Raw genomic sequence first — 22584 nt, 5'->3', positions numbered from 1 at the left:
TCTGATTGATGCTTCTTTGAGTCGCGGATCAGTGCGACCCCGCCATCTTTTGGCGCAGCTGCTTCACCCGATCCCGCAGGTTGGCGGCTTCCTCGAAGTCGAGCTTCTTGGCCGCCTCCTTCATCTTGGCCTCGAGCTGATCGATCAATTCCGGCAGCGCCTCCAGCGCCAAGCCAGCATCGTGATCGTTCTCCAGGGCCTGGGCGGCCTTGCCCACCACCTCAACAAGATCGGCATCGGGCCCGTCCTGCTTGAGCTTGCGGCTTAGCTCCAGGAAGCTGAGGATCGAGTTGCTGGCCTTCTTGCCCGCGGCAGTGGGCACCACGCCGTTCTTCTCGTTGTAGGTCTGCTGGATCGCCCGGCGCCGCTCGGTTTCGGAGATGGCCTTGGCCATCGAGTCGGTCATGTTGTCGGCATAGAGCAGCGCCACCCCCTCAACGTGGCGTGCAGCCCGGCCAATGGTCTGAATCAGGGAGCGCTCAGCCCGCAGGAAGCCTTCCTTGTCGGCATCGAGGATCGCCACCAAGCTCACCTCCGGCAGGTCCAGACCTTCCCGCAGCAGGTTCACCCCCACCAGCACGTCGTATTCCCCAAGGCGCAAATCCTGGATGATCTCGATCCGCTCGATCGAGTGGATCTCCGAGTGGAGGTAGCGCACCCGCACCTCGTTCTCCGCCAGGTAGTCGGTGAGGTCTTCCGCCATCCGCTTGGTGAGGGTGGTGACCAGCACCCGCTGGTTCTTGGCTGCCCGATCGCGGATCTCACCCAGCAGATCGTCCACCTGGCCATTGGTGGGCCGCACCTCCACCATCGGATCGAGCACCCCGGTGGGGCGGATCACCTGCTCAGCCACCTCGCCGCCGCTCACCTCCATCTCCCAGTCCCCCGGGGTGGCTGAAACAAACACGGTTTGGCGTGCCTTCTCCCAGAACTCGGCCCCCTTCAACGGCCGGTTGTCCGCGGCACTGGGCAGGCGGAAACCGTGCTCGATCAGCACCTTCTTGCGGGCCTGGTCGCCGTTGTACATCGCCTGCAGCTGCGAACAGGTGACGTGGCTCTCATCCACGATCAGCAGCCAGTCGTCCGGGAAGTAATCGATCAGGCACTCCGGCGGCGTGCCCTCTTCGCGGCCGGCCAGATGGCGGGCGTAGTTCTCCACCCCGTTGCAGTAGCCCACCTGCCCCAGCATCTCCAGGTCGTACTTGGTGCGCTGCTCCAGCCGCTGGGCTTCCAGCAGCTTGCCTTCGCCGTTGAGCACATCCAGCCGCTCCCGCAGCTCTGAGCGGATGGCGCTGATGGCGGAATCCAGCCGGTCTTTGGGGGTGACGAAGTGCTTGGCCGGGTAGATGTTCACCGCGTCCATGCTCTGCAGGATCTCGCCGGTGGTGGGGTCGACGTAACGGATCGCCTCCACCTCGTCGCCGAACAGCTCAATCCGCACCAACCGGTCTTCATAGGCCGGGCCGATCTCCAGCACATCCCCCTTAATCCGGAAACGGCCGCGGGCGATTTCGGTGTCGTTGCGGCTGTACTGGTTGTTCACCAGCTCCCGCAGCTGGCTGCGGATGTTGAGGGTCTCGCCCACCTCGAACTTCACCGCCGCCTTGAGGTATTCGCTCGGAATGCCCAGGCCGTAGATGCAGCTGATCGAGGCCACCACGATCACGTCGCGCCGTTCAAACAAGGAACGGGTCGCCGAGTGGCGCAGCATGTCGATCTCCTCGTTGATCGACGCCGTCTTGGCGATGTAGGTGTCGCTGACCGGTACGTAGGCCTCCGGCTGGTAGTAGTCGTAGTAGGAGATGAAGTACTCAACGGCGTTCTCCGGGAAGAACTCGCGCAGCTCGTTGCAGAGCTGGGCCGCCAGCGTTTTGTTGTGGGCCAGCACCAGCGCCGGCCGGCCGGTCTGGGCGATCACGTTGGCCATCGTGAACGTCTTGCCCGTGCCCGTCGCCCCCAGCAGCGTCTGATAGCGCTCACCGCTGTTGACGCCCTTCACCAGCTGCTTGATCGCCGTCGGCTGGTCGCCCTTCGGCGAATACGGAGCCGTGAGGTCGTAGGCGGGCATGGGTGCGGGGCCAGACGGCGGCCGTCAATTATCGCCGGGGAGCAAGATGAAGTGCTGCGGCTCCCCGACCCGTGACCCCGATCCGGCTGGTTCACCATGCCCCCGGTGCCCCCGGCCTGCGTTGGCTGGGCCTCGGGCCGGATCTGCGCCCCAGCCGGGCGCTGCTCAAACTGCAACGGCTGTTCGATCGCCACGCCTTCTGGGCCCGCGGCCGCAGCTTTGCTCAGCTGCGGCGGTTGCTGGCCGGTAGCGATGCCGTGGTGAGCCTCTGGCGCGGCAAACGGCTGGTGGGCTTCGGCCGGGCCACCTCCGATGGCTTCAGCCGGGCCGTGCTCTGGGACATCGTGGTGGCCGGCGATCTGCAGGGCCACGGCCTCGGCCGCCGGGTGATCGAAGAACTGCTGCACACCCCACCGGTGGTGGGCGTGGAACGGGTGTATCTGATGACCACCAAGAGTGCCGGTTTCTACCGGCAACTGGGCTTCCAGGATGCGAACCCCCAGCAGCTGATGGTGCTGCGCCGCTGAAGCATCTCAATCCAGTCAGGCCCGGTACGATCCGGATCCGTCAGATCAGCCGATGCCCCGGTCCGCGTCCCAGTCCCCTGACGACGCCCTGCAGGGCAATCTGTTCGGGGCGCCGGAGCCGGCCGCACCGACTGCACCAAACAGCGAGCCTGAGGCCGCCAGCCACGACCTCAGCGACGACGAACTGGGGGCCGATGCCGCCGCCCGGCCCCGAACACGCCAGGCCACGGCAAGCGAGGGCAGCAGCAAAGCTCCGGCTGCAAATGATTCCGAACCCAGCAGCGACGAACCGGCCTGGGCCCACCACAGCCAGCTGGACCCGCTGCAGCTCACACCGATGCTGCGCCACTACGTGGAGCTCAAGGCCGCCCATCCCGAACGGGTGCTGCTCTACCGCCTGGGCGACTTCTTTGAATGCTTCTTCGAAGACGCGATCGAACTCTCCCGGGTGCTGGAGCTCACCCTCACCGGCAAGGAGGGCGGCAAGGCGATCGGCCGGGTGCCGATGGCGGGCATCCCCCACCACGCCGCTGAGCGCTACTGCGCCGAACTGATCAAGCAGGGCTACAGCGTGGCCCTCTGCGATCAACTCGAAACCACCCCCACCAAGGGTGCCCTACTGAAGCGGGACATCACCCGGGTGCTGACCCCCGGCACGGTGCTGGAGGAGGGGATGCTCAGCGCCCGCCGCAACAACTGGCTGGCGGCGGTGGTGGTGGAGCCGGCCCAGGGAAAACAACCGCTGCGCTGGGGCCTGGCCAGCGCCGATGTGAGCACCGGCGAAGTGCAGGTGATGCAACGGGAGGAGAGCAGCGCTCTGCACCAGCAGCTGGCCCTGCAGGAGGCCTCCGAACTGCTCTGGGCCGCCGCCCTCGATGCTGAGCGGCCGGCCTGGTGCCCGGAACGGTTACGGCTCACGCCGATGGCCAGCACCCCCTTCAGCCCAGCGGAGGCGGAGCGCACCCTGCAGCAGCACTACGGCCTCAGCAGCCTCGATGGCCTCGGCCTGCCGGAGCACCCCCTGGCCCTGCAGGCCCTCGGCGGCCTAATGCGCTACCTGCAGGACACCCAGCCCCTAGAGGAGGAGAGCCACATTCCCCTGGAGGTGCCGGCGATCGTGCATCGCGGCGATGCCCTGGTGCTGGATGCCCAGACCCGCCGCAACCTCGAGCTCACCGCCACCCAGCGGGACAACCAGTTGCAGGGGTCATTGCTCTGGGCCATCGATCGCACCCTCACCGCGATGGGCGGCCGTTGCCTGCGCCGCTGGCTCGAAGCACCATTAATGGACCGCCAGGCCATTCAGCAGCGCCAGGATCTGGTGAGCAGCCTGGTGGATGAACGCAGCCTGCGGCTGGCCATCCGCCAACTGCTGCGGCCGATGGGCGACCTGGAACGGCTGGCCGGCCGGGCCGGAGCGGGCCATGCCGGTGCCCGCGATCTGGTGGCCATCGCCGATGGCCTGGAACGGTTGCCCCATCTCACCGCTCGGCTGGACTCTGCGATCAACTCGGGGCCGGAGTGGTTGCAGCAGCTGCTCAGCCCCGATCCAGCACTGGCCGAGCTGGCCCGGACGATTCGCCACAAGCTGGTGGAGGCCCCACCGCTCTCCCTCTCCGAGGGCGAGCTGATCCATGACGGCGTCGACCCGCTGCTGGATGGGCTGCGCAACCAGCTGGACGATCAGGACGCCTGGCTCAGCCACCAGGAGCAGCAGGAGCGCCAACGCAGTGGCATCAGCACGCTGAAACTGCAGCACCACCGCACCTTCGGCTATTTCTTGGCGGTGAGCAAAGCCAAGGCCACCGCCGTGCCGGACCACTGGATCCGGCGCCAGACCCTGGCCAACGAGGAACGCTTCATCACCCCCGATCTCAAGGAGCGGGAGGGCCGCATCTTCCAGCTGCGGGCCCGAGCCTGCCAGCGGGAATACGAGCTGTTCTGCCAGCTGCGTGAGCAGGTGGGGGCCATGGCCGCCCCGATCCGCCAAGCGGCCCGAGCCGTTGCTGCCCTCGATGCCCTCACCGGCCTGGCCGATGTGGCCGCCAGCGGTGGCTACTGCGCCCCGAACATCACCGACAGTCGGGGGCTGCAGCTGGAGGCCAGCCGCCATCCGGTGGTGGAGCAACGGCTGGTGGAAACTGCCTTCACCCCGAATGATGTGCAGCTGGGTGAGGGCACCGATCTGGTGGTGCTCACGGGCCCCAACGCCAGTGGCAAGAGCTGCTATCTACGCCAGATCGGCCTGATCCAGCTGATGGCGCAGATCGGCAGCTGGGTTCCGGCCCGATCCGCCACGGTCGGCATCGCCGATCGGATCTTCACCCGGGTGGGTGCCGTGGATGATCTGGCCGCCGGTCAGTCCACCTTCATGGTGGAGATGGCCGAGACCGCCAACATCCTGCACCACGCCAGCGAGCGTTCCCTGGTGCTGCTCGATGAGATCGGGCGGGGCACCGCCACCTTCGATGGCCTCTCGATCGCCTGGGCCGTGAGCGAGCACCTGGCCGGCGACCTGGGCAGCCGCACGGTGTTCGCCACCCACTATCACGAGCTCAACAATCTGGCCGCCGAGCGCGACAACGTGGCCAACTTCCAGGTGCTGGTGGAGGAAACCGGTGAGGATCTGGTGTTCCTCCATCAGGTGCAGGCCGGCGGCGCCAGCCGCAGCTACGGCATCGAAGCGGCACGCCTGGCCGGCGTTCCCAAGCCCGTGGTGCAACGGGCCCGTCAGGTGCTGGATCAGTTGGCGGCCTGAAGCATCAAGCCGATGGCAAGGCCCGCATCAAGCTGCCCATCTCCAGGGCTTCCAGGCCGTAGCTCCAGCCGAGATTGCTCTTGATGCCGGCCCGCTCCAGCGCCTGCTGCATCGTGTCGGTGGTCAACACGCCGAAGATCACCGGCACGGAGGTGTCGCGCGCCACCGCTGCAACGCCCTTGCTGGCCTCCGCCACCACCACATCGAAATGGGGCGTGTCGCCGCGGATCACCGCCCCGAGGGTGATCAGCACCTGGTACTGACCGGAGCGGGCCATCTGCTGGGCCACGATCGGCAGCTCAAACGACCCCGGCACCCAGGCCACGTCCAGCTGGGAGCTGGTCTCCGACACATCCACGCCATGGCGCTTGAGGCAGTCGAGACAACCGCTCAGCAGCTTGGCGGTGACCAGATCATTGAAACGGGCCACGACGATACCGACGCGCAGCCCGGCTGCGTCAGAGAAACGTCCTTCAAACGTGGCCATTGGGAAGGTGCCGACTGAATCTCAGCCATCGTGGCACCCGCCAGGTTCTGCCTGAGGCTGAGCTCAGACGACGAAGAAGCTCACACCCCAGTTCAGCAGCACCAGCGCCACCCACACAGCACTGCCCAGCAGGATCAGACGGTTGGAGCGGCCGCTGTCCTCACTGGAGGCATACAGCACAGGGACCGCAACGATCAAGGCAAACGATGCCACCACCAGGGCCAGAACGGTCAGCGTGTTGATGAACTGCATGGAGCTGGAAGTCAGGAGTCGATTTTCACACGAGAGGTGTTGCTCCCGCGAGCGAGCGGAGCACTCTTCACACCATGAAGGGGAAGAGGCCTCCGCTCAGCGCAGATTCAGGTTCAGACGCGGGTCGCGACAGCGCTGCCGAGGGCATCACGCAGACCACGCACCACCGCCACCATCGCCAGCTCATCCTGCAGGCGGTTCACGGCAGAACCGACGCCCACGCCGGCTGCACCGGCAGCGATGGCCATCGGCAGCGTGACCGCCGACAGACCCGAAGCACAGAGAACGGGCACATCGACGGCGCGGCTGATGCTGTGGGCGGCCGCCAGGGTGGGGGCAGCCTTCTCAATCAGGCCCAGGTGACCAGCACTGAAGGGCTTGGCACTGGTGCCGCCCTCGGTTTGGATCAGATCAGCTCCGGCCGCCACCAGATCGATGGCCAGCTGCTCCTGCTCATCCATCGGCAACACGTGGGGCACGGTGACGCTCAACACCACGCTGGGCAGCAGTTGGCGGGTGCGGCGGGTGAGCTCCAGCACTTCAGCCGCATCAAAGATCCGGCCCTGGGGATAGAAGGCGTCGTAGTTGCCGATCTCCACCATCAGCGCACCGGCTTCCACCGCCGCGGGGAACTGCTCAGGCTCCACTGACGACACGCACACCGGCACGCCACCGGAGGCCTCGATCGCCAGACGCACCAGGGCAGGATCGCAGGCCACGTCGATTAGATCAGCACCGCCACGCCCAGCGGCACGGGCGACCCGCTCCACACTGGCGGCATCGAAATTCATCAAGCCAGCGATCACCTTGAGCGCAGTGCGCTGCTCAAAGCTGCGCTGCAGAGAAACGGGCAGGTGCTGAAGACGGGTCATGGGGGACTGGACAGCAATGCCCTGATTCTCACACCGTGGGGGAAACGCACCCCTCCTTTTTGGGCTGGACGTCCTGGCATGACCGCCTGCACCGGCGCCTGCTGATGCAGCCACAGCTGCTGCCCCAGGGCAGCTCTCTGCTGCTGGCGGTGTCCGGCGGACAGGACTCCATAGCCCTGTTGGCGTTGCTGCAGGATCTGGCGCCCTTGCATGGCTGGAGCCTGAGCCTGTGGCATGGCGATCACCGCTGGCACGACAACTCCAGCCGAATCGCCGCGGAACTGAGCAGCTGGTGCCAGCAGCGGCAGCTCCCACTGCAGGTGGACCAGGCAGCGCCGGGAAAGGTGCCGAGCGAAGCCAAGGCCCGGCAGTGGCGTTACGAACGGCTGGCCCAACGGGGCCGCCAAGCGGACGCCGATGTGGTGACGGGCCACACCGCCAGCGACCGGGCCGAAACGATGCTGCTGCAGCTGGCCCGCGGCAGCGACATGGCCGGCATGGCGGCCCTGCCCAGCATCCGCCCCCTCAGCCCTGAAGGGCCCCTCCTGCGCCGGCCGCTGCTGCACCTGCAGCGCCGTGACACCCTCCAGATCTGCCAAGACCTCGCCCTGCCGATCTGGGAGGACCCCAGCAACCAATCCCCGGAGTTCAGCCGCAACCGGATCCGCCAGGAGGTGCTGCCTGTGCTGGAGGCGTTGCATCCAGGCAGCACCCAAAGGATGAGCGATCTGGCCGAACGGGTGTCCCAGGTGCGGGACAGTCAGACGGAACTCAGCCAGATGGCACTAGGGGTTCTGCAAACCGCTGCGGGCCTGGACCGCCGCGGCCTGGGGGCGTTGAGCCCAGCCACACGCCGCCTGCTACTGGCGCAGTGGCTGCAGCAGCAGGGGGTGCCAGCCCTGCCGTCCAGCCAACTGGACGAACTCAGCCGGCGACTTGAAAGCGGTGCCCCCGGCGGTGCGGCCGATCTTGCCGGGGGCTGGCAACTCAGCTGGAAAGGGGCGGAGCTGGCGCTGCAGCAGCGCGCAGCAGAGCGTTAACCGCCGCGGCCACCAGACCCGCTCCACCCCTGCTGCTCTCCAAACGGATCTGGGCCAGGCCACTGACCGCCAGATTCTTCTTGCTTTCCGCCACCCCCACAAAACCCACCGGCATGCCGATCACCAAGCTGGGGGCTGGAGCACCGGCGGCCACCTGCTGCAACAGCACCTCAAGGGCGGTTGGCGCACTGCCGATCAGCACCACCGGAGCCGGTGACGCCGCCGCAAGTGAGCGCCAGGCCTGCTCCATGCCCGCCGCCGTGCGCGTTGAACCCTCCGGTGCTGCCTCAGGCGCCCACTCCAGCACCGTGTGCACCGCACTGCCGAGGGTGCGTTGGGCCATCGGGGCCACCGCCGCCGCCGCCATCGCGGTGTCCGTCAGGATCGGCGCCCCCTGCTTCAGCGCTGCCAAGCCCTGCTCACAGGCTCCCTCGCTGAACCGCAGCAGTGTTCCCAACGAGAGATCGCCGCTGCTGTGCACCAGCCGTTCCAGCACCTGCTGTTGCAGCGGCGGCAGGCCCGTGTCCCCCAGTGCCGCCCGGATCCGCCGGATGCTTTCGATGAAGATCGGGTGGTTTTGGGCCATCCACGCCATCATCAACCCATGCCGATCCATCTGCTCTGGGGTGATGACGCCGCTGCGCGGGATCGGGCCATCGATGGCCTGATCGGCCAGGTTGTCGATCCCAGCTGGAGCAGCCTCAACCTCAGCCGCCTGGATGGGGCCGATGCGGGTCAAGCCCTGCAGGCCCTCGAGGAGGCCCGCACCCCTCCCTTCGCCACGGGCGAACGGCTGGTGCTGCTGCAGCGCAGTCCGTTCTGCAATAGCTGCCCCAGTGAGCTGGCTGACCGATTTGAGGCCGCCCTTGAGCTCATCCCCGACAGCAGCCACCTGGTGCTGGTGAACCCGGCCAAACCCGATGGTCGCCTGCGCACCACCAAAACCCTGCAGAAACGGATCAAAAGCGGGCTCGATCACGAACAGAGCTTCCCGCTGCCGGCCGCCTGGGATGGCAACGGCCAGCGCCAGCTGGTGCAACGCACCGCCGAAGCCCTGGGCCTCAAGGTGGAACCGGATGCCATCGACGCCCTGGTGGAGGCCATCGGCACCGACAGCGCCCGGCTCGAATCGGAACTGCGCAAGCTCTCCCTGCGGAGCACCAGCATTTCCGCTGCACGGGTGCAGGAGCTGGTGGGTGGACGCTCCACCAACGCCCTGGCCGTGGGCGATGCCCTGCTGGAGGGCAACCCAGGCGAAGCGATCGCCCGCTGGGATGCCCTGATCGAAGCCGGGGAACCAGCCCTGCGCATCGTGGCCACCCTCACCGGTCAGATCCGCGGCTGGCTCTGGGTGAGCCTGCTGGAACAACAGGGGGAACGGGATGTGGCGGTGATCGCCAAGGCCGCTGGAATCGGCAACCCCAAACGCATCTACGTGATGCGCAAGCAGCTGCAGGGCCGCCCGCCCAAGCGCTTTCTCTCGCTGCTCGGCCGTCTCCTGGAGGTGGAGGCCCGTCTGAAACGCGGCGCTCAGCCGGGCGATGCCTTCCGGGATGGCCTGCTGGGCTGATCGCTGCCCGCCAGGTGAGAAAATCCAGCGTTGCTGAAGCCCGGTCCATGGCCCTCCTGGTGCAGAAATTCGGGGGCACCTCCGTCGGCAGCGTGGAACGCATCAAAGCGGTGGCTGATCGGATCGGACGTGGCCGGGAGGAGGGGCACGACGTGGTTGTGGTGGTCTCCGCCATGGGCCACACCACCGATGAATTGACGGGTCTGGCCAACGCCATCACCTCTGCCCCCACCCAGCGGGAGATGGACATGCTGCTGGCCAGTGGAGAACAGGTGTCGATCGCCTTGCTGGCGATGGCCTTGAACGCCCAGGGGGTCAGTGCGACGTCGATGACCGGTCCACAGGTGGGCATCGCCACGGAATCCACCCATGGCCGGGCCCGGATCCTCGGGATCCGCACCGACCGAATCCGCAACCGCCTCGCGGCTGGCCAGGTGGTGGTGGTGGCAGGTTTCCAGGGCACCAGCACCAGCAGCGATGGCCTCAACGAAATCACCACCCTCGGGCGTGGGGGCTCCGACACCTCCGCTGTCGCCCTGGCGGCGGCCCTGGGTGCCGATGCCTGTGAGATCTACACCGACGTTCCGGGTGTGCTCAGCACCGATCCGCGCAAGGTGTCCGATGCCCAGCTGATGGAGACGATCAGCTGCGACGAAATGCTGGAACTCGCCAGCCTTGGGGCCTCCGTGCTGCATCCCAGGGCCGTTGAGATCGCCCGCAACTACGGCGTGAACCTTGTGGTGCGCTCCAGTTGGAGCGATGCCCCCGGCACCCGGATCACCAGCCGTTCAGCCCGTCCGATCAGCAGCAGTGGCCTCGAGCTCGGCAGTCCTGTGGATGGGATGGAGGAAGTGGACGGACAGGCCGTGGTCGCCCTCTCCCGCATTCCCGATCAGCCTGGGATTGCCGCACGCCTGTTCGAAACCCTCTCCGAGGCGGGAATCAATGTGGACCTGATCATTCAGGCCACCCACGAGGGCAGCAGCAACGACATCACCTTCACGGTGGCGGAAGCGGATCTCGAGCTGGCCCGCGCTGTAAGCCAGATGGTTCTGGATCAACTGGGCGGCGATCTGGCGTCCGAAGCAGGACTCACGAAGCTCAGCATCAGCGGGGCCGGAATCATGGGGCGCCCTGGCATTGCCGCCGGCCTGTTCAACTGCCTGTGTCAGCAAGGCATCAACCTCCGCCTGATCGCCACCAGTGAGGTGAAGGTGAGCTGCGTGATCGACTCCGGCACCGGCAGCAAGGCCGTTCAAGCCGTGCAGGAGGCCTTCGACCTGGAGGACTCGCAAATCCACATCAATCCCACCGACAACGGCAACGGCGAACCGGAAGTGCGCGGCGTCGCCCTCGACCGCGACCAGGTGCAACTGAGTGTTCGCCACGTGCCCGATCGACCCGGCACCGCAGCGGCGCTGTGTTCAGCCCTAGCGGACAACAGCATCAGCCTCGATGCGATCGTTCAATCGGAACGGCAACACAGCGACGGATCGCGCGACATCACCTTCATCCTGCGCAAGGACGACCGCGCCCGCGCCGATGTAGCACTGGCCCCCCTGCTGGCCCAGTGGCCTGGAGCCGCCCTTGAAGACGGCGAGGCCATTGCCCGGGTGAGTGCCGTCGGCGCTGGGATGCCGGCAACGCCAGGGACGGCGGGTCGCATGTTCCGCGCACTGGCGGATGCGGGCATCAACATCGGCCTGATTGCCACCAGCGAAATCAGAACCAGCTGTGTGGTGGCCGAAGAAGCCGGCGTTCAGGCGCTCCAGGTGGTGCACGCCGGATTCGGACTGGGAGGTGAGGAGCGTCACACCGCCCAAGGCACCGCTTCACCGCACGACCCCGACTAACGGTCTACAACGGGGTGACTGGCCCCCAACGCGTGGACGCCGATTTCGAGCAGCACTACCAAGCCGCGGAACGGGCCTATGGCCTCGGGGAGTACGCCGAGGCCCATGCCATCGCCTCAGCGTTGTGGGTTCAACTCGAAAGCGCATCGAACGACCACGACCCAAGCCTGGTCTTGGCCTGGCGGGCGGTGGTGTCGTTGCTCCTGGGTCACATCCAGCTGCACGGGCTCCAGCAACCGGAGCAAGCCGCCATCTCCTACGAACGGGTGCTGCAGGGTGACGTGGACGCCACCATCACCGCCCTGGCGGAACAGGGGCTAGAGCGCTGCCGAGCAGAGAACATCGCCAGCGAAGCAGGTACGACACCCGCAAGCATTGGCGCCAGCCCAGATCTGCTCAAGGATCCATTCCTAGGCAAGGTTCCCGATCAAGCCAGGCCAGCACCGGCTGATGTGGTCACCGCAATGCCGTGGTTATCCAGTGATGAGGAGCCCAGGGCCATGCCGACTCCAGATCCCTCTCCCCCTGCAACTCCTGTGCCAAGCCCAGAGACAACGGTCAGCCCGGAAGCCAATGCAGACGTGGAGAAGCAGGGACCAGAACCCACTGCAGAAGAACCACCCCACGACACCGTCGAGCCAGCGTCCCAACCCGAGGAGCCTGCGGCCACGAAGCTTTTGGAGCACTCATGGCTCCGCGTTCAACTCCAGCCTGAAACCAAAAGCCCCACCGACTCCGTGGAGCCAATGGGGCTGATGAACAGGATCAAAGGGGTCTTCGCCCGATCAGCTGGCCGCTGAACGACGACGACGGGTGCGGCCTGCAGGCATCTCCGGCTCCGGGGAAGCCGGGACTGCCTTTTCAGCCACCGGTTGAGAAGCCACTTTCTCCACCACTGCGGTGGCCGCCGCTGCACGCACGGGGGCAGGGGTTGCCGAGCCAGAGCGGCCATTGCCCTGGTTGTTCCGCACCGGAGCGGGGGTTCCACCGCCACCACCGCCGTTGCGACGGCCATAGGGAGAGCCACCGCCACGGCCACCGCGACCACGGGGAGCCGGACGGTCATCGGGCTCAGCATCGGCACGTCCCTTGTAGACCGGTGTGCCACCAGGAGCGGGCTGCACCAGACAGAGGATCAGCGGCTCCACCTGCAGTTCACGGCGCATCCGGCGGCCAAGGCCCACCTCCACTTCACGCTGCACACCCATCCAGTCCACCTCGGGGGCCTTGCCACCGGTGTTGCGGCAGAGCTGCTTCCAGCGGTTTTCAAGCACCCACTTGATTTCGCGCTCCACCCACAACGACATCTTGCGGGCATCAGCTGTGGTGACCACACCCCGCAGGTTCACCCGCGGCGGAGCCACCATGGCGCCATCGGTGCTGATGGCAGCGAGGATTGTCACCACGCCGTCTTCCGCCAGCTGCTGGCGTTCCTTCAGCACCCGGGCATCAACGATGCCGTTGCGGGATTGATCCAGCAGCTCGATGCCCGCTTTCACGGCATTGCCTTTGCGGATCGAATCCGGGGTGAGCTCCACCACATCACCGTTGTCGATGATCAGGGTGTTATCGACCGGAACCCCCATCGCATGGCCGGTGCGGGAATGCTGCACCAGCATCCGGTGCTCACCGTGCACCGGCACGAAGAACTTGGGCCGGGTGAGGGCCAGCATCAGTTTCTGGTCTTCCTGGAAGCCATGGCCGGAGACATGAATGCCTTCGCCCTTTCCGTAAACGACCTTGGCGCCAAGCATCATCAGCTTGTCGATGGTGTTCACCACGGAAATGGTGTTTCCGGGGATTGGGCTGGCCGAGAAGATGATCGTGTCGGTGGTCTTCACCTTCACCTGGGGATGCTCCCCGCGGGAGATACGACTCAGGGCAGCCAGCGGCTCACCCTGGCTACCGGTCATCAGCAGCAGCGTTTCGCGATCGGGCACATCATTGATCTGCTTGATCGGCACAAACAGTTCGTCCGGAGCGCGCATGTAGCCCAGTTCCCGCGCCTTGGCGATCACGTTGAGCATCGAGCGGCCCAGCAGCCCCACCTTGCGGCCGTTCTTCAGGGCCAGCTCCAGAATCATCGACACGCGATGAATCGAGCTGGCGAAGGTGGTGACGATCACCCGCCCTTCGGCATTGGCGATGTGGCGATCCAGGTTGGGGAACACCGAGCGCTCCGGCGGGCAGAAGCCAGGAACCTCGGAGTTGGTGGAATCGCTGAACAGACAGAGGACGCCCTTGTCACCGTGGTGGGCAAGGCGGGCCATGTCGAAGTTTTCGCCGTCGACCGGGGTGTGGTCGAACTTGAAGTCACCCGTGAAAATCACGGTTCCCACCGGTGTGGAAATGGCCAGCGAGAAGCTGTCGGCCATCGAGTGGGTGTTGCGGATGAACTCCACGGAGAAGTGCTGACCCACCTTCACCACGTCGCGCGGACCGACGGTCTGCAGGGTGGTGCGGTCGCGGACACCGGCCTCGTCCATCTTGCCGGTGAGCATCGAGAGGGCCAGCCGCGGCCCGTAGATCACCGGAATGTTGAAGTGCTTGAGGTGGTGGGCAATGCCACCGATGTGGTCTTCATGACCATGGGTGACGATCATGCCGCGGATCCGCTTCTGGTTCTCGCGCAGGAAGCTGGTGTCGGGCAGCACCACATTCACCCCGTGCATGCCGTCGCTGGGAAAGGCCAGACCGGCATCCACCAGCATCAGGTCATCGCCGTACTCGAACACACAGGTGTTCTTGCCGATCTCATGCAGACCACCCAGGGGAATCACCCGAAGGCAGGGCTCCTGACCCTTGCTGGATCGCGCGTTGTTGGCCATGAAAAACGATGTGTAAAGAACGGGTTGCGTAAGCCGATAAGCCGGACCGGGCTAGGTCTGACGGAGGGCGGCCATGGCGTTGGAAAGCGAACGTTTCATGTCGTCAGAGAGGGGACAGAGGGGCGGACGAGGCGCACCGACAGACCAGCCATTGAGTTCCAGGGCAGCCTTGACGGGAATCGGATTGGTGGTGGCGAACAGGGCCTTGAACAGAGGAATCAACGCGTCGTGCAGGGCGAGTGCGGAGGCACCATCGCCGTTCAGATAGGCCTCGATCATGGCGCGGATCTCAGGGCCCGCCACATGGCTGCCCACACTCACCACTCCCACGGCACCCACCGCAAGCATCGGCAGGGTGAGGCCGTCGTCACCGCTGTAGATCGCCAACTGCGGACCGCAGGCCAGCCGCAAGGCCGTGACCTCTTCCGTGTTGCCGCTGGCGGCCTTGAAACTCACCACGTTGGGGCAGTCCATCAGCCGGGCCACGGTGGCCGGAGCGATGCTGCAGCCGGTGCGGCCAGGGATGTTGTAAAGCATCAACGGCAACTCAGGAGCCGCTTCAGCGATGGCCCGGAAATGGGCTTCCAGGCCCTCCTGGGGTGGCTTGTTGTAGTAGGGCACCACAAGAAGAGCGCCATCGGCGCCGGCCGCCGCCGCTTCCTTGGTGGCCTCCACCGCTTCGGCCGTGCAGTTGCTGCCGGTTCCCGCCAACACCTTGGCGTCACGGCCCACGGCCTCGCGCACTGCTTGCAGCAGCTGCAACTGCTCATCCCAGCTGAGGGTCGGCGATTCACCAGTGGTGCCGCACACCAGCAATCCATCGGAGCCCTGATCCACGAGGTGGCGGGCCAGGTTTGCAGCAACGCTGAGATCCACAGCACCGCTTGCATTAAAGGGGGTCACCATCGCGGTGACCACACGGCCAAAGGGCGTTGGCGAGAGGGTGGCGGCCTGGGTCATCACTTCTGAATCAACAATTCAGCGATCTGAACAGCATTCAGCGCCGCTCCCTTGCGGATCTGGTCCCCACAGAGCCAGAGTTCCAGAGCATTGGCATCACTGATGTCCTGCCGGATCCGGCCGATCGCCACCGGGTCGCGACCGGTCACATCCGTCGGCATCGGGAAACGGTTCGCCGCCGGGTCGTCAATCAACTCCACACCAGGTGCAGCCGCGAGCAGCTCACGCGCCTCATCAACCGGGAAGGGGGACTCGAACTCGATGTTCACGGCTTCCGAATGGGCCCGCAGCACGGGCACCCGCACGCAGGTGGCGGTGAAGCGCAGATCCGGCAGACCCATGATCTTGCGGGTCTCGTTCACCATCTTCATCTCCTCCTCGCAATAGCTGTTGGCCTGCAGGGGAGAGTTGTGCAGAAAGAGGTTGAACGCCAGGGAGTAAGGCAGCACCTCTCCTTTTGGAGTGCCGCCATCCAGCACCGTCTGCGACAGGTTTTTCAGTTCCTCCATGGCCCTGGCACCGGCACCACTGGCGGATTGGTAGGTGCTCACCACCACTCGGCGCATCGCCCGCTTGGCCGCCAAAGGAGCCAAAGCGAGGGTGAGCAGGATCGTGGTGCAATTCGGATTGGCGATCACGCCCTTGTGGGCGAAGGCCGCATCGGGATTGACCTCGGGCACCACCAGCGGAACACCCTCTTCCATCCGGAAGGCACTGGAGTTATCCACCATCACCGCACCGGCGGCGGTGATCGCCTCGCGCCACTGCCGGGAAACAGAACCACCCGCTGATGCCAGCACCAGGTCGACCCCTTCAAAAGAATGGGCCGAAACCTCTTTCACCGTGAGGGTGCGGCCGTTCCAGATTTGGGTCTGGCCGGCAGAACGGGCCGACGCCAACAGTTTCAGCTCGCCAACGGGGAAACGGCGCTCTTCAAGCAACAGCAGCAGTTCCTGGCCAACAGCACCGCTGGCACCGAGAACAGCAACATTGAGAGGGCGATTGGGAAGGGTCGAAGACAAGCGGTGGAGTGAACGATCTGAACGAAAACCCGTCGTTTCTCATATCCGACATCACTACGTAGAGAACGTGATGTCGGCCTAGCGACGCGCTCAGCTTACCGATCCAGCCTGAATTCACCGGTTGCATAAAGTGCTGGGCTGCCCTTTCCCTTCCCCCATGAGCGCTGCAGCCCTGAAGGTGACCACTGAAGCCCGCCCCAGCAGCCGCCTGGCGGTGACGGTCACCGTTCCTGGGGAGCGCTGCAAGACCAGTTACGAAGACGCCATCACCAACCTGAGCCGCAGCATCAACCTGCCGGGCTTCCGCAAGGGCAAGGTGCCGCGCACGGTGCTGGTGCAGCAGCTGGGTGGCGTGCGGATCAAAGCCACGGCTCTGGAAAAGCTGATCGATAACGCCTGGCGTGACGCCATCCAGCAGGAATCGCTGGAACCGATCAGTCAGCCTGATCTGAGCAGTGGTTTCGACGGCCTGCTGGAGAGCTTTGAGCCCGGCAAGGAACTCACCTTCACCCTGGAAGCCGACGTCGCCCCGACGCCGAAGCTGAAAACCACCAAGGGCCTGAAGGCGGAATTTGAAACCGTCGCCTACGACGCCTCACGGGTCGACGCGATGCTTGAGGACTCCCGCAAGCAGATGGCCACGGTCGTTCCTGTGGAAGGCCGTGCCGCGAAGAACGGCGACATCGCTGTGCTCGGCTTCAAGGGCATCTACAGCGATGACGGCAGCGAGATCGAGGGCGGCAGTGCCGATTCGATGGATGTGGACCTGGAAAACGGCCGGATGATCCCCGGATTCATCGAAGGGGTCATCGGCATGAAGGTCGGCGAGACCAAAACCGTGGATTGCCAGTTCCCTGACGACTACCCGAAGGAGGACGCCCGCGGACGTAAGGCCGCCTTCGAGATCGAACTGAAGGACCTCAAGACCCGCGAACTGCCCGAGCTGGATGACGAATTCGCCAAGCAGGCCAGCGAACAGGAAACCCTGGCGGACCTGCGCAAAGACCTGGAGCAGCGGCTCAAGGACGACGCCGAACGCCGTCAGACCAGCAACCGCCGCGATGCCCTCGTCGCCGCCCTGGTGGAGCAGCTGGAGGTGGAGCTGCCGGAAGCCCTGATCCAACAGGAAAGCCGCAACCTGCTGGAGCAGACCGCAGCCCAGTTCGCCCAGCAGGGCATGGATGTGAAGTCGCTGTTCACTCCCGACCTGGTGCGCAACCTGATGCAGAACTCCCGCCCCGAGGCTGAAGAGCGTCTGCGCCGCAGTTTTGCCCTCACCGCCCTGGCTGAAGCGGAGGACATCAAGCTCGACGACAAGGACGTGGACGCCAAGGTCAAGGAGGTGAAGAAGGAGCTCTCCGCCGACGCCAAGATCGATCCGGAGCGCCTGCGTCAGGCGGTGATGGATGACCTTATGCAGGATCGTCTGATGGGCTGGCTCGAGGAGAACAGCACCCTCACCGAAAAGGCACCGGCTGCGGATGACAGCAAGGCTGCAGCCAAGAAAAAGCCCGCCGCCAAGAAGACCGCGGCCAAAAGCAAGTCCAAGGCGGACGCCAAGGACTGAGCAACGCCCATAGATTGGCCCAACTTCACCGCATACCGATCGCGTGATCGACGCCCGCAGTCACCACCCCATCCAGAACCGCTGGCGGGCCGCCATGCCCGTCTCGGCACCGGGGCCACTGCCCACGGTTGTGGAACAGTCCGGTCGCGGCGACCGCGCCTTCGACATCTATTCCCGCCTGCTGCGGGAGCGGATCATCTTCCTCGGCACCGGCGTGGATGACGCCGTTGCCGATGCCCTGGTGGCACAGATGCTGTTCCTCGAAGCCGAGGATCCCGAAAAAGACATTCAGATCTACATCAACTCACCAGGCGGTTCGGTCACCGCTGGTCTGGCGATCTACGACACGATGCAGCAGGTCGCCCCTGACGTGGTGACCATCTGCTATGGCCTCGCCGCCAGCATGGGTGCCTTCCTGCTCTCCGGTGGCACCAAGGGCAAGCGCCTTGCCTTGCCGAATGCCCGGATCATGATTCACCAGCCTCTCGGTGGTGCCCAGGGGCAGGCGGTGGACATCGAGATCCAGGCCAAGGAAATCCTTTACCTCAAGGAAACCCTGAACGGGTTGATGGCGGAGCACACCGGCCAGCCGCTCGACAAGATCTCGGAAGATACCGACCGCGACTACTTCCTTTCTCCGGCAGAAGCGGTTGAATACGGCCTGATTGATCGCGTGGTGGACAGTTCCGGGGACGGAGGAATCATTACGGAGGGCTGACAGACGCCCTTCCGTTCTCGATCCTGTGTGTTCAGGGAGACCCCATCGGTTGATTCCTGAGTTGTTCTCCTGTGTGGTGCCCAGCGTTCGATGGCCAAGTTCGACGCCCATCTGAAGTGTTCGTTCTGTGGGAAATCCCAGGACCAGGTGCGCAAGCTGATCGCCGGACCTGGCGTTTACATCTGCGACGAATGCATCGATCTCTGCAACGAGATCCTGGATGAAGAGCTGGTGGATGGTCAGGGCAACCCCCGCCACAGCCACGAGCCGAGCCGGAAGGCCACCCCAGCCGCCCGCAAGAGCAGCAAACCGGCCCCGACCCTGGCCTCCATTCCTAGGCCTCAGGACATCAAGAGCTTCCTGGATCAGCAGGTGGTCGGCCAGGACGCGGCCAAGAAGGTGATGTCTGTGGCGGTCTACAACCACTACAAACGTCTGGCCTGGCAGGGGGATGGCCAGGGCGAAACCGAGGAAACGGCAACCCGGCTGCACAAGAGCAACATCCTGCTGATCGGACCCACCGGCTGCGGCAAGACGCTGTTGGCCCAGACCCTGGCCGAAATGCTGGACGTGCCCTTCGCCGTGGCCGATGCCACCACCCTCACCGAAGCGGGCTACGTGGGTGAAGACGTGGAAAACATCCTGCTGCGGCTGCTGCAGAAGGCCGATATGGATGTGGACCAGGCCCAGCGGGGGATCATCTACATCGATGAAATCGACAAGATCGCCCGCAAGAGCGAGAACCCCTCAATCACAAGGGATGTGTCCGGCGAAGGTGTGCAGCAGGCCCTGCTGAAAATGCTGGAGGGCACGGTGGCCAACGTGCCGCCCCAGGGCGGGCGCAAGCACCCCTATCAGGACTGCATCCAGATCGACACCAGCCAGATCCTGTTCATCTGCGGTGGTGCCTTCGTCGGTCTGGACGACGTGGTGCAGAAACGCATGGGCCGCAATGCCATCGGCTTCATGCCCAGCGACGGCCGTGGACGCAGCCGCGCCAACCGCGACCTTCAGGCCGCCCAGGTGCTGCGGCACCTGGAGCCGGATGATCTGGTGCGCTATGGCCTGATCCCCGAATTCATCGGCCGGATGCCGGTGAGTGCCGTGCTGGAGCCCCTGGACGAAAGCGCCCTGCAATCGATCCTCACCGAACCCCGCGATGCTCTGGTGAAGCAGTTCCGCACCCTACTGAGCATGGACAACGTGCAACTGCAGTTCGCCGATGACGCCATCGAAGCGATCGCCCAGGAGGCTCACCGGCGCAAGACCGGGGCCCGCGCCCTGCGCGGCATCGTTGAGGAGCTGATGCTGGACCTGATGTACGACCTGCCATCCCAGACATCGGTGAAGGAGTTCACCGTCACCCGGGCGATGGTGGAGGAACACACGGGCGGCAAGGTGCTGCCCCTGCCTGGCGCGGAACAACAGAAGACCGCCTGAAGTCTTGGCTGCCGCTGACCACCTGGAGGTGCCGCGTCAGCACGGCCTGTTCAACCACCACGGCATCGACCTCGGCGACGGAACCGTCGCCCACTATCTGGAAGGGCGTGAAATTCTGCGCAGCCCCTTGGAGGAGTTCAGCCAGGGCCAACCGCTGCGGGTGATCCACTACGTCGAGGCGTCTCCACAGGGTGTGACCCTGCGCCGGGCCATGGGGCGTCTGGGAGAGCAGGACTACAACCTGCTGTTCAACAACTGCGAGCACTTCGCCACCTGGTGCAAAACCGGACGTCATCGCAGTGGCCAGGTGGACTCCGTGCTGGAACGGGCCCGCCACTGGAGCGGGCTGATGCCTTCGGCGCTGATGCGGGGCCTGGAGCTCCTGATGCAACGGGGCCTGCTCGATGACGACGCCCGCGCCATGGCCAGGCGAGGCGTGGAGAAGCTGGAACGCCTGCGCCTCTCGCTGCTGCACAAGTTGGAGGGTCTGCTGGAACGAGCAGGAGAGGGAACCGATCGCCGGCTGTTGCTCACGGGCCAGAGCCTGGCCGATGAACTGGCCGCCGTCGAAGACCTGAAACAACGGATTGATGCCCTGCTCCAGCAGCACCCCGCCCTTCCAGGCTCCGATTCCTCTGAGTAATCTCCTCTCAACGCTCGCGGCGCATGAGTTCGGCCTACCAGCCGCTGCATCACAAATACCGGCCCCAGCGATTTGACCAGCTGGTGGGGCAGGAGGCGATCGCCGCCACCCTGGGCCACGCCCTCACCAGCAATCGGATTGCCCCGGCCTATCTGTTCAGCGGCCCCCGCGGCACCGGCAAAACCTCCAGCGCCCGCATCCTGGCCCGCTCGCTCAATTGCCTGAACAGCGAGGGGCCCACTCCAGAGCCCTGTGGCACCTGTGAGCTCTGCACCACGATCGCCGCCGGCACCGCCCTCGATGTGATCGAGATCGATGCCGCCTCCAACACCGGCGTCGACAACATCCGCGAGCTGATCGAACGCTCCCGCTTCGCACCGGTGCAGGCCCGCTGGAAGGTGTACGTGGTGGACGAGTGCCACATGCTCTCCACAGCAGCCTTCAACGCCCTACTGAAAACCCTGGAGGAGCCCCCACCGCAGGTGGTGTTCGTGCTCGCCACCACCGACCCGCAACGGGTGCTGCCAACGATCCTCAGCCGTTGTCAACGCTTTGATTTCCGCCGCATTCCTCTGGATGCCCTCAACAAGCATCTGAGCTGGATCGCCGCACAGGAAGCGATCGAGATCAAGCCTGAGGCCATTCATGTGGTGGCCCAGCGGTCCCAGGGAGGCCTGCGTGATGCGGAAAGCCTGCTGGATCAGCTGAGCCTGCTGCCGCCACCGATCGAAGCCGCTGCGGTATGGGATCTGCTGGGGGCCGTGCCCGAGCAGGAACTGCTGGAGCTGGTGGGGGCCATGAGCAGCGCCGAACCTGTGCAGCTGCTGGAGGCCACCCGCAACCTGCTGGACCGGGGCCGAGATCCCGGGGCCGTGCTGCAGGGTCTGGCCGGGATGCTGCGCGATCTGGTGCTGATGGCCGCCGCTCCGGAGCGACTGGAACTCACCAGCGTGTCGCCCCAGTTCCGCGAGCAGCTGCCCGCCCTCGCCAAGACCATCGGCAGGGCCCGCTTGCTGCAATGGCAGGCACAACTGCGCGGCACCGAGCAACAACTGCGCCAAAGCGTGCAGCCGCGCCTGTGGCTGGAAGTGCTGCTTTTGGGGTTGCTGGCGGAACCGGTGGCGGCTCAGAGCGCAGCCGCAGCGCCGGCCCCAAGACAACCAGCAACAACGCAGCCGGCAGCAGCAAGCCCACCGACAACACCAGTCGCCCCTCCTGCTCCCACGGCTGCCGCCGCAGCCCCTGCAGCAACCCCCGCAATCGAGGCGCCCAGCCCCAGCCCAAAACCTGCCCCTGCGCCATCACCGGAACTGCCGGCGGTCTCCACCCCTGCAGCGGCCGCCAGCACCAACCTGCCCGAGCTCTGGCAGCAGATCCTGGGCAGCCTCGAATTGCCCTCCACCCGAATGCTGCTGTCGCAGCAGGCCCAACTGGTGCGCCTTGATGCCAACCGTGCCGTTGTGCAGGTGGCAGGCAACTGGATGGGGATGGTGCAGAGCCGAGCATCCCTGCTGGAACAGGCCGTGGCCAAAGCGCTTGGAGGCTCGCGGCAGCTGGTGCTGGAGGCCAGCAACAGCGCCATGCCACCTCCGCTGGCAACAGCCCCGGTCACACCACCATCAATCACTCCACCGACCACACCCCCCCCGATCGCTCCGGACATCACAACCACGCCGGTCGCAACCATGCCGGTCGGGACAGCCCCGGTCGCAACAGCCCCAGCAGCGGTCGAGCCCCCAACTCCGGCACCCTCAGCAACACCAGCGTCAGCTCCGGTGTCAGCGCCAGAACTGCCGCACACCCAAGCCAAACCATTGGACGCCAACCCGGCAGCTGCACCAGCAGAACCCAACCCTCAACCCAGTCCTCCCTCAGGCCTGGATCGTCAGGCCCGCAACCTGGCGGACTTCTTCAACGGTCAGGTGCTCGACGTTGACGACGTCAACTGAGTGAACGTCGATTCAACGACCCTCGCCCCG

At 65.4% G+C, this 22584-nt stretch carries 19 protein-coding genes; 11 read left to right on the top strand and 8 right to left on the bottom strand.

Annotated features, from left to right (window positions below; translation table 11 throughout):
• Window positions 1-28 precede the first annotated feature (28 nt).
• Complete coding sequence (gene uvrB / locus NCN05_RS03225; RefSeq protein ID WP_250396962.1) at window positions 29-2068, bottom strand: excinuclease ABC subunit UvrB; 2040 nt, start codon at window positions 2066-2068, stop codon at window positions 29-31.
• 71 nt (window positions 2069-2139) lie between these two features.
• Between uvrB and NCN05_RS03220 the strand changes: the two genes are divergently transcribed.
• Window positions 2140-2595, top strand: coding sequence for a GNAT family N-acetyltransferase (locus NCN05_RS03220; protein ID WP_115009672.1), 456 nt, complete (start codon window positions 2140-2142; stop codon window positions 2593-2595).
• Window positions 2596-2647: 52 nt separating this feature from the next.
• Window positions 2648-5353, top strand: coding sequence for a DNA mismatch repair protein MutS (gene mutS, locus NCN05_RS03215; protein ID WP_250396961.1), 2706 nt, complete (start codon window positions 2648-2650; stop codon window positions 5351-5353).
• A 4-nt stretch (window positions 5354-5357) separates the two neighbouring features.
• Here mutS and ribH read toward each other — a convergent pair whose 3' ends face one another.
• The 3 genes from ribH to NCN05_RS03200 all read right to left on the bottom strand — a co-directional run bounded on the left by ribH (window position 5358) and on the right by NCN05_RS03200 (window position 6964).
• Window positions 5358-5840, bottom strand: coding sequence for a 6,7-dimethyl-8-ribityllumazine synthase (ribH, locus tag NCN05_RS03210; RefSeq protein WP_115009674.1), 483 nt, complete (start codon window positions 5838-5840; stop codon window positions 5358-5360).
• 63 nt (window positions 5841-5903) lie between these two features.
• Window positions 5904-6092: a photosystem II reaction center protein PsbZ gene (psbZ, locus tag NCN05_RS03205; RefSeq protein WP_006850156.1), complete on the bottom strand. Its 189-nt coding sequence runs from the start codon at window positions 6090-6092 to the stop codon at window positions 5904-5906.
• Window positions 6093-6205: 113 nt separating this feature from the next.
• Complete coding sequence (locus NCN05_RS03200; protein WP_250396960.1) at window positions 6206-6964, bottom strand: DUF561 domain-containing protein; 759 nt, start codon at window positions 6962-6964, stop codon at window positions 6206-6208.
• 35 nt (window positions 6965-6999) lie between these two features.
• Between NCN05_RS03200 and tilS the strand changes: the two genes are divergently transcribed.
• Window positions 7000-8004 (top strand): tRNA lysidine(34) synthetase TilS, encoded by a 1005-nt coding sequence (gene tilS / locus NCN05_RS03195; RefSeq protein WP_250396959.1) that lies wholly within the window; start codon window positions 7000-7002, stop codon window positions 8002-8004.
• Here the strand turns inward: tilS and NCN05_RS03190 are convergent.
• On the bottom strand, window positions 7952-8599 hold the full coding sequence (locus tag NCN05_RS03190; protein ID WP_250397100.1) for a precorrin-8X methylmutase: 648 nt from the start codon (window positions 8597-8599) through the stop codon (window positions 7952-7954). The two genes, tilS and NCN05_RS03190, sit on opposite strands and share 53 nt — an antisense overlap.
• A gap of 9 nt (window positions 8600-8608) precedes the next feature.
• Between NCN05_RS03190 and holA the strand changes: the two genes are divergently transcribed.
• The 3 genes from holA to NCN05_RS03175 are packed head-to-tail and all read left to right on the top strand — an operon-like array spanning window position 8609 to window position 12227.
• Window positions 8609-9574, top strand: coding sequence for a DNA polymerase III subunit delta (gene holA / locus NCN05_RS03185; RefSeq protein ID WP_250396958.1), 966 nt, complete (start codon window positions 8609-8611; stop codon window positions 9572-9574).
• A 47-nt stretch (window positions 9575-9621) separates the two neighbouring features.
• Window positions 9622-11427 carry an aspartate kinase gene (locus NCN05_RS03180; RefSeq protein WP_250396957.1) on the top strand — a complete coding sequence of 602 codons (1806 nt, stop codon included), beginning with the start codon at window positions 9622-9624 and terminating at the stop codon, window positions 11425-11427.
• A gap of 14 nt (window positions 11428-11441) precedes the next feature.
• Complete coding sequence (locus tag NCN05_RS03175) at window positions 11442-12227, top strand: hypothetical protein (RefSeq protein WP_250396956.1); 786 nt, start codon at window positions 11442-11444, stop codon at window positions 12225-12227.
• Here NCN05_RS03175 and NCN05_RS03170 read toward each other — a convergent pair.
• Genes NCN05_RS03170 through NCN05_RS03160 form a run of 3 tightly spaced genes read right to left on the bottom strand, consistent with a single transcriptional unit; the run spans window position 12213 to window position 16237 of the window.
• Window positions 12213-14255: a ribonuclease J gene (locus tag NCN05_RS03170; protein WP_250396955.1), complete on the bottom strand. Its 2043-nt coding sequence runs from the start codon at window positions 14253-14255 to the stop codon at window positions 12213-12215. The genes NCN05_RS03175 and NCN05_RS03170 overlap by 15 nt on opposite strands.
• A gap of 51 nt (window positions 14256-14306) precedes the next feature.
• A complete protein-coding gene (dapA, locus tag NCN05_RS03165) occupies window positions 14307-15215 on the bottom strand; it encodes a 4-hydroxy-tetrahydrodipicolinate synthase (RefSeq protein WP_250396954.1) in 909 nt (302 codons plus the stop codon).
• The gene (locus NCN05_RS03160) at window positions 15215-16237 is read right to left on the bottom strand and encodes an aspartate-semialdehyde dehydrogenase (protein ID WP_250396953.1); all 1023 of its coding nucleotides are present in this window, start codon (window positions 16235-16237) and stop codon (window positions 15215-15217) included. Before NCN05_RS03160 ends, dapA begins: the two co-directional genes overlap by 1 nt.
• A 157-nt stretch (window positions 16238-16394) precedes the next feature.
• Between NCN05_RS03160 and tig the strand changes: the two genes are divergently transcribed.
• The 5 genes from tig to NCN05_RS03135 all read left to right on the top strand — a co-directional run bounded on the left by tig (window position 16395) and on the right by NCN05_RS03135 (window position 22554).
• Complete coding sequence (tig, locus tag NCN05_RS03155; protein WP_250396952.1) at window positions 16395-17804, top strand: trigger factor; 1410 nt, start codon at window positions 16395-16397, stop codon at window positions 17802-17804.
• A 43-nt stretch (window positions 17805-17847) separates the two neighbouring features.
• The gene (gene clpP, locus NCN05_RS03150; RefSeq protein WP_186494226.1) at window positions 17848-18522 is read left to right on the top strand and encodes an ATP-dependent Clp endopeptidase proteolytic subunit ClpP; all 675 of its coding nucleotides are present in this window, start codon (window positions 17848-17850) and stop codon (window positions 18520-18522) included.
• Window positions 18523-18612: 90 nt separating this feature from the next.
• A complete protein-coding gene (gene clpX / locus NCN05_RS03145; RefSeq protein WP_114988861.1) occupies window positions 18613-19962 on the top strand; it encodes an ATP-dependent protease ATP-binding subunit ClpX in 1350 nt (449 codons plus the stop codon).
• Window positions 19963-19966: 4 nt separating this feature from the next.
• Window positions 19967-20605, top strand: a complete 639-nt coding sequence (locus NCN05_RS03140; RefSeq protein WP_250396951.1) for a lecithin retinol acyltransferase family protein — start codon at window positions 19967-19969, stop codon at window positions 20603-20605.
• Between the two features lie 23 nt (window positions 20606-20628).
• Window positions 20629-22554 (top strand): DNA polymerase III subunit gamma/tau, encoded by a 1926-nt coding sequence (locus tag NCN05_RS03135; RefSeq protein ID WP_250396950.1) that lies wholly within the window; start codon window positions 20629-20631, stop codon window positions 22552-22554.
• Window positions 22555-22584 lie beyond the last annotated feature (30 nt).

Source organism: Synechococcus sp. MU1651, from assembly GCF_023630635.1.
In the GTDB taxonomy this organism is placed as follows: domain Bacteria; phylum Cyanobacteriota; class Cyanobacteriia; order PCC-6307; family Cyanobiaceae; genus Parasynechococcus.
This window is presented reverse-complemented; position numbering and strand designations above follow the sequence as displayed.